Here is a 7,497-nt window from a genome sequence, read left to right as displayed (position 1 = left end):
CGCCTGGCGGCCACCATGACCGAACCCGTGGATGCCGCGGCGCTCCAGCGCGCCCTCGATGCCACCATCGAGCGCTTCCCCGGCTTCAACGTGTGCCTGCGCAGCGGCCTGTTCTGGCATTACCTGGAGCCAGCGAAAACCACGCCCACAGTCCAGCCGGAAACGCTGCCGGTTTGCTACGGGCTGCACACGGGGCCCAAAAGCGTGCTCTTCCGCGTCACGTATTACCAGCGGCGCATCAACGTGGAAGTGTCCCATATGATTTCCGACGGCCGCGGAAGCCTCGAGTTCCTGAAGGCCCTGCTGGCCGCCTACGCCCATGAGCGCTACGACGCCCCCGTCAGCCAGCAGCCCTACCCGGGCACTGAGGCGGCGAAAACCGAGGATAGCTTCTCGGCCCACTACGACCGAGACGCGGCCGGAGCCACCGGCCAACCCAAGATCTTCCGGCTGCCCGGCTGGAAGACCGACGAGCACTTCACCTATCTGGAGCTTCACTATTCCGCGGCCGCCGTCCACCGTCGCGCTAAGGCGGCCGGCGCCACGGTGACCAGCTGGCTCATTGCCGCGGTTATTGCCGCCCTACGTGCCGAGATGCCTGCCTCGGAGCGCAACCGCGCTATCCATATGGACGTGCCCGTCGATTTGCGCTCGCTCTTCGGCTCCACCACCCTGCGCAACTTCTTCGGTCTGGCCTTCGTCAGCTACATCCCCGGCGACACCGACGAGACGCTGGCGCAGATTGCCGCCCAGGTGCAGCAGCAGATGACCGACGGCACGGAGCCCACGGCCCTGAAGCGTCGCATGATGACCATGGTCAAGCTAGAGAAGAACCCGTTTCTGCGCATGGCCCCCTTGTTCGTGAAGGACCTTGCCTTGGATCTTGCCGCTTGGAAAACGGCCCGGGAAGTTACCTGTACCGTTTCCAGTCTGGGGCGCATCACCGTAGATGAGGCCGCAGCGCCCTACGTCGAAGGCATCAGCGCCTTAACGTCGCCTGCTGGCCTGAACTTCATCATCAGCACCTACGGCGACGATTTGAGCATTGGCATCTCCAGCCGCCTCATCAGTCTGCGTGCCGCGCGCCATCTGGTACGCCTTTTGGCCGAGGAGGGCATCACGGGCTTCGCCAACGTGAACAAGGAAGCCGCAGAGGTGGACCACGATCTGAAAGAAGCCCAGTTGGAAGACCGACTTCTGGCCGCCGGAGCCGCATGGCAGCAGCAGAAGACCGCCGCGCCGCGACGCGACCAGGGGCGGGTGGGGAGACGCTCATGAAACGTTGCGACGCTTGCCATCTTGACTATACGGGCAACCTCGACTGCTGCCCCCTCTGCGGCACAGCCCTGACGGGTCCTGAAACCCCGTCGCCCTTCCCCGCCAACACCTTTGTGCGCACGGGTACCTTGGCGCGCCGCGTGCTGCTCATCGCCAGCCTAGTTATCGCTGCAGGCACGGTGGCCCTCGGCATTGCTCTGGGTTCCGCGCCGCTTTCCGTGGCAGCCGCCGTAATTGCCCTGGCCCTGAACTACCTGTTCGTGCGCAATATGATTGTGCATGCGCCGGACTTTCTGCGGCTCATCGAGCGCTACTTCCTGGTGCTTCTGGCCGTGGCCGCCCTGTGGTTCATCGCCACGGGCAACCTGGTCGTCACCACCTTCGTCATTCCTGGCATCAGTCTGCTCGCCATACTCTTCGACGCCGTGCTCGTGGTAGTGTTCCGCGGCACGTTCGTCACCGATTACGCGAAATACCTTATCTACGACGTAGTGCTGGGAGCGGTGCCGGCCCTTTCGCTGGCCCTGGGTCAAGTAACCTGGCCCTATCTGGCCTGGGCGTCCGTGGCTGCCGCCGTGTTGTTCCTGGCCGGGCTGCTGCTGTTCACCAAGGGCCGCTTCGGCCGTGAGGTGAGGAAGCTGTTCTCGGTGAAGTAGACACCCTACCCCAGCCGCGCCAGCGAGCGCTCGCAGAGCTCCGCTATGAGCGGGTGCAGGCGGCTACCAAGCTCGTCAATACCCGGCAGAGTCGAATGGTCGGTAAGCACCTCGTCCAGCGTGCCGGGTATGCGCTTGGCCAAGACCGCCATCTTTCCCGCCAGCACGTCTCCCGTAAGTCCGAACTCCTCAAGACCATTGTCGGCAGCGAACTTCCCCAAACGCCGGGTACTCAGGCGCCCGACACGGTTTTCCCCGGCCACGCCCATGGCCAACTTGATGTCGAAGGGTCGCTCAGCGTAGGGCAAAAGCGAGGCTACGTCATAGAGCGGGGCCAAATAGGCATCGCTCAGGCCCAATAGAAGCGAGTAGTTTTTGCCGTGAGCATCGGGCGCACCGATAAGGTAGTTGAAGAACAGCATATCCATAAACTGCGCGAGGTTGCGCGCCGCCGGCTCACCCGCGCGCTTACATACCGCAACGATGTCGCGCGCGCCAGGGCCGCCCTCTTCGGGATACTTCCTTTCAGGCAGTATGCCCAACACCTGACAGAAATCTTCCTGATGCAAGCGCACCACGTCGCCCTGGCCGTTGCGGGCCCGATCGTAGCGCGTGGCGATAATGGCAGGCTCGCCAGCAAACATTTCATAGGCCACTTCGCAGGCGGGAAGACCGCAGGCACGCGCCAGCTTCAGGCAAACGAACTCGTTCAGCGCACTCAGGCGCACGTCGGCAATACCGGGCTTGAAGATATGAGTGGTAGCCGCCGCCCCTTCGCAGCTGAACCAAGCATCGCCCTCGCGCCGCAGCGCGAACTTCGCCTGCTGGCCGCCGAGCGACCAACGCTCCTGACTGGTTTCCCATCGAGCCCTCCGATTACCGCGCCCTCGCGCCAGACGAGCGGCGATTTCCGCGTCCGTTATCGGCACGAGCGCGCTTTCGCGCTGCGATAGCCGTTCTTCTTCATTCTGCAAGCACAACTGCACGGCCCCCGGACAGTCCAGGCCGATATGCGCCAGAAGCGCAAAAGGGTTATCGGCCGACACCCCCCATTCCCGCCCGAGGCTTCTTCGCACTTCAAGGCTGTCGGGCAAAAGCCCGAACAGGAACGGCCTTACGAGCTTATCGCCGAATACTTTATTGGATACGGGCATCGCCAGAGAAAGAGGAACGCCAGCATAGTTCTCGAAGTAAGAGAAGGAGAGAGAACCGTTTGCGTCCTGCTTCACTACGCCAGTGCGCTCTCCAGCGATGCTTACCTGAAGTGCATTATTCGCCATCGTGGCCCCCGTCCGTCCAGCTATCAACCGTACGCAGAAGAAGTACAGCATATTCGTTCGACTGCGCTACGGGCTCTTGCCGCAACTCGCCGCCGTCGCACTCGAGATCGACCAAACGAAGATCGAGACTGAGCGGAGTCAGGATAAGCGCAAGTTTTTCCAGACCGATACCAGGGGCTTCCCCTGCCTCAAGAAGCCGGATCAAGCGTTCGGACACACCAGCCAGTTCAGCCAGTTGCCGCTGTGTGAGCCCGCGGGCAAGCCTGCAACTTCGTACCCTGATTCCGATAGAACGCGCCAACACCGTTGCGTTCATAGAGCGACCCCTTCTCGCTGATATACCAATAACGGCACTATTTTACCGAAATTGTAAAAGGTAAAATAGTGCCGTTATAGAAAGTGGCAAAAAATGTCGCAATCCGCTGGCGGAGCCTCCTACCCCACCACGGCCACGGTAATGGCAGCCGCGAGCACCAGCACGCAGACGGCAAGAGCGGCGTAGTCGGACGCGCCGAGGGGGTACTCCTTGTAGCCGCTCGCACGGGTGCGCAGGTTGAAGCCGCGCACTTCGGCGGCGATGGCGGCGGAGTTCGTCTTGCGCACCGAGCTGATAAGCAGCGGCACGCACAGGGGGATCATGAGGCGCACCTTTTGCACGATGGAGCCGTCGAAGGCCACGCCGCGGGCCGTCTGCGCTTCCATGATGCCAGCCATGTCGTTCATGAACACGGGGATGAAGTGCACCGTGCTGGTGAACGTGAACGCGTACTTATAGGGCACGTGCAACTGCTTTACGGCCGAGTTCGTGATGTCGTTCATCTTGGTGACGTAGAACACCAAGAACAGCGGAATGGCAGCGGCCATGAGGCGCACCATTACCGTGAGCGCCGCCAACAGGCTTCCGGTGCCGATGAAGCCCCAGGGCAGCGGCACGAGCGGCATACCGTAGGGCGTGGTCAGCAGGATCACCACGGCCAGGATGAGCGAGAACGCGAACACCGCCTTGCACAGGCCCGCTGTCTCGCGGCCCAGGCCGCAGGAAACGGCCAGCGCCAAGGCCGCCGCCAAAAGCACAACCAGAAACACAAGATTGCTGGTGACGAAGCAGGCGATGGCGAACAGCACGGCGCAGATGAGTTTCACGCTGGGGTTCATGCGGTGCAGGATGCTGTCCCCCGGCACATATTCCAGAAACTTCGCCATCTTAGCAGCCCTCCTCTTCGCTCGCGACCGTCGCCGCCGTCGGCGCCTCGTAATCAGCCGGTGCCTCCACGATGCCCGCCGCCGCGGCACCTTGCTCGGCAGCCAGCACTGCCAGCACATCGTTGGCCAGCGCCGCTGCTTCGGCCATATCCTGCAGCTCGGCCTGCTTCGCCTGAGCCACGGCCTCCACCATCTGGGGCACCGTGTTCGCCGCCGCCACGGCGGGGGCACAGCCGGGCTGGCGGCCAAGAATCATGGACACCTCGCTTACCTGGGGCGGCAGAATGTGAGCGGCCTTCAGCACCTCGCCGTCGCGCAGCACATCGAACGTGGCCCCGTCCGCCACTACCTGGCCCGCCGTCATGGCAATGACGCGATGGGCGAAGTCGCCCACCACTTCCATGTCGTGGCACACCATGATGACCGTGGTGCCACTCTCGTTCAGCTCGCGCACGATGTCCATGACCTTCACGCACTCGCGGAAGTCAAGACCCGTAGTGGGCTCGTCCAAAATGATGGTGGGCGGCGCCAGCACAATGATGGAAGCCAAGGCCAAAAGCTGACGAGTGCCGCGATTCAACAGGTAGGGCTCCGCGTCGCCATCGAAGCCGAAACGCTCGATCATGGCGTCTACGCGGGCCTCGGCCTCCGGTCCCTCCTCGCCCAACGCCTTAAAGCCAAACAGCAACTCCTCGCGCACGGTGTTGCAGCAAATTTGCCGATCTGGGTTTTGGAACAGGAAGCCGATCTTGCGGGCCAGTTCGCTGGTCTTTAAAGCCGTGGTGGGCACGCCGTCCACCAGCACTTCGCCCGACGTTGGCTTGAGGAGCCCGTTGGCCAAGCGCATGGTGGTGGACTTGCCAGCGCCGTTGGTACCCACAAAGGCCACGAAGTCGCCGTCGTTCACCGTGAAGCTGACATCGCGCAGCACCGCCAGCTCGCCGTCGTAGGACGCCGAGACGTTCTTGAACTCGATCATGCGAGCACCTCCTGAAGCGCTGCCGCCGCCTGGGCCACGTTGCGCACCGTGGGGCCGTCATAGAGCCCCTGCTTGCCCAGAGCATTCATAAGCGTCGTGGCACGCGGGCAGTTCACCCCCAGAGCTAGCAGCTCGTCGGAATGGGCCAGCACCGCATCAGGCGTGTCGGCGAAGCGAATGCAACCATCGTCCACGATGACCAGCAGGTCGGCGTAATCGGACAAAAGCGCGATCTTCTGCTCCACCACCACGACCGTCGTGCCATGCTCGCGCGCGTAGCGGGCCAGCAGGTCGAACACTGCCACCGAGGAAGCCGGATCCAACTCAGCGGTGGGCTCGTCCAGCACGAGTACCTTCGGATGCAGCGCAATCACGGAAGCCACCGCAACCTTCTGCTTCTGACCTCCGGACAGACTGTCGATGGTACGGTAGCGCAAGTCCTCAATGCCCATGGAGGCCAGGGCCTCGTCAACCCGCGCGGGGATCTCCTCCCGCGACACGGCGAAATTCTCCAGGCCGTAGAGAATCTCGTCCTCCACCACCGTGGACACCATCTGCGAATCGATGTCCTGGCACACGCTGCCCACCAGTCGCGACAGATCAGTCAGCGAGGTCTCCACGGTGTCGCAGCCCTCTACGCTGACGGCGCCGTAGAAATCGCCGGGGTAGCAGTGCGGGATGATGCCGTTGATGGCGTAGGTGAGGGTGGACTTACCCGATCCCGCCGCTCCGGTGATGCCGACGAAGGTGCCGTCGGGGATGGTCAGGGAGATGTCCTTCACCACCGGCTCGGCACCCTCGCGGTACCGGAAACTGAATTCTTTGAACTCGATCATTGCTGGTCTTTCTTGTCGAGGCTCTTCCGAAGTCGGAGCCACGGAGTACCCTGATTCGCTCAAACAGTCCTCGCTTTGTGAAAGTGTCCACTGGACACTTTCAGTCGCGTGTCGGCGCTGCAAGCGAAGCGCGCAAGTCCCCTTGGGGGAAACTGCGCTCGGTCAGGGCACCCCGTGTCTCCTCTTAGCTCGGCCTTTGCCGAAACCTGCACTAACCTGTTTAGCGCTTCAGCACCTTCTTCAGGGGGGTGGCCAGGATCTGGACGAAGATGCAGTTGAAGGTGGCGGTGCCCAGGACGATGGCCACATAGGCGGCCATGGCCACGGCGAAGTCGCCGCCGACGGATACCACGTTGATGTAGACGGACAGCGCTGCGAAGGTGAAGCCGGACACGCAGGTGGAGATGAAGGTGTTTACCAACGGGTTGATGTCCAGCTTGCCAATCTTCATGGGCACGTGAATGAGCAGGCCGCAGGCCAGGGCGCCAAGAAGTTCAGAGGGGATGTTCAGCAGCGGCGTGGCGTTCAGCATGGGGATCTGGCACACCAGACCGGCGATCAGGCCGATCACCAGCGACTGGGCCACGTTCGGGCGAATGATGATGATAGCCAGGCAGTAGGCGGCGATGATGAAGTTCGGCTTCATGCCGAAGGAGGCCAGCAGACTGCCCACGGTCAGCTTCAGCACGGCGCCGGCGGCCAGCAGCACGGCCACGAGGATGAGATCCTGGATGCCCAGGCCCTTCTTGTCCTGGGTGGCTACGGCACGCTTGGTGCCCGTAGCGGGGGTTGCGGTCTCGCCATCAGCGGTCATACGGAGTTCTGCCATTTCGATCAGTCCTTTCTTGGGCACAGGGCCCGGTTGCGCTTGCTTTCCGCAAGCTTTCCTTGTCTTCGCAATTGCCCTGCGCCGACGCTGATCGAGAGAGGCGACCCAACAAAAAAGGGATCTGTCCTTTGCTTAAAGGACAGATCCCTTAAAGATCTGCGGTGCCACCTTTAATTGGCTCGCGGCTGCGAACCCTCTCATGAACGGGCTATCACCCATTCTGCCTTTAACGCAGGCTCACGGTCCAGATACTCGGCCTCGCGGATACAAACCGCGCCAACCTTTCCCCTTTCCCTCGGCGATCCATTTACCATCTGGCGTTCTGCGGGAATCTCAGCTGCGCCCGCTCTCTGGGAGTGCCCGGATGGCTTGACTTTCGCCTCATCGGTTTCAGGTCTATTCAATTGCTGGGCCGTACTTTAGCACAACAAAGCAC

Annotated in this window: 8 protein-coding genes; 2 read left to right on the top strand and 6 right to left on the bottom strand. The window is 62.2% G+C overall.

Annotation, left to right across the window (positions count from 1 at the left end; translation table 11 throughout):
• A partial coding sequence (locus tag QZ307_RS10250; protein ID WP_295999547.1) for an alcohol acetyltransferase occupies positions 1-1,278 on the top strand: 1,278 nt, incomplete at its 5' end.
• On the top strand, positions 1,275-1,934 hold the full coding sequence (locus QZ307_RS10245; RefSeq protein ID WP_295999546.1) for a DUF6320 domain-containing protein: 660 nt from the start codon (positions 1,275-1,277) through the stop codon (positions 1,932-1,934). The genes QZ307_RS10250 and QZ307_RS10245, both read left to right, overlap by 4 nt.
• Positions 1,935-1,939: 5 nt before the next feature.
• On the opposite strand, the gene QZ307_RS10240 is transcribed toward QZ307_RS10245, so the two are convergent.
• From QZ307_RS10240 to QZ307_RS10215, 6 genes are all read right to left on the bottom strand, one after another.
• The gene (locus QZ307_RS10240; protein WP_295999544.1) at positions 1,940-3,214 is read right to left on the bottom strand and encodes a type II toxin-antitoxin system HipA family toxin; all 1,275 of its coding nucleotides are present in this window, start codon (positions 3,212-3,214) and stop codon (positions 1,940-1,942) included.
• On the bottom strand, positions 3,204-3,530 hold the full coding sequence (locus tag QZ307_RS10235; RefSeq protein ID WP_295999542.1) for a helix-turn-helix domain-containing protein: 327 nt from the start codon (positions 3,528-3,530) through the stop codon (positions 3,204-3,206). The genes QZ307_RS10240 and QZ307_RS10235 overlap by 11 nt, the downstream gene beginning before the upstream one ends.
• 119 nt (positions 3,531-3,649) lie before the next feature.
• Entirely contained in the window at positions 3,650-4,417 is a 768-nt protein-coding gene (locus QZ307_RS10230; protein WP_295999540.1) for an energy-coupling factor transporter transmembrane protein EcfT, read from the bottom strand.
• A gap of 1 nt (position 4,418) precedes the next feature.
• Positions 4,419-5,396 carry an ABC transporter ATP-binding protein gene (locus QZ307_RS10225; protein WP_295999538.1) on the bottom strand — a complete coding sequence of 326 codons (978 nt, stop codon included), beginning with the start codon at positions 5,394-5,396 and terminating at the stop codon, positions 4,419-4,421.
• On the bottom strand, positions 5,393-6,232 hold the full coding sequence (locus QZ307_RS10220) for an ABC transporter ATP-binding protein (RefSeq protein ID WP_295999537.1): 840 nt from the start codon (positions 6,230-6,232) through the stop codon (positions 5,393-5,395). Before QZ307_RS10220 ends, QZ307_RS10225 begins: the two co-directional genes overlap by 4 nt.
• 220 nt (positions 6,233-6,452) lie before the next feature.
• Positions 6,453-7,061, bottom strand: coding sequence for a hypothetical protein (locus QZ307_RS10215; protein ID WP_295999535.1), 609 nt, complete (start codon positions 7,059-7,061; stop codon positions 6,453-6,455).
• Positions 7,062-7,497: the final 436 nt, after the last annotated feature.

The sequence above is a fragment of the uncultured Adlercreutzia sp. genome (assembly GCA_910585575.1).
Lineage (GTDB): Bacteria > Actinomycetota > Coriobacteriia > Coriobacteriales > Eggerthellaceae > Adlercreutzia.
The sequence above is the reverse complement of the archived record's forward strand: the minus strand, read 5'-3'. Positions and strand labels throughout refer to the sequence as shown.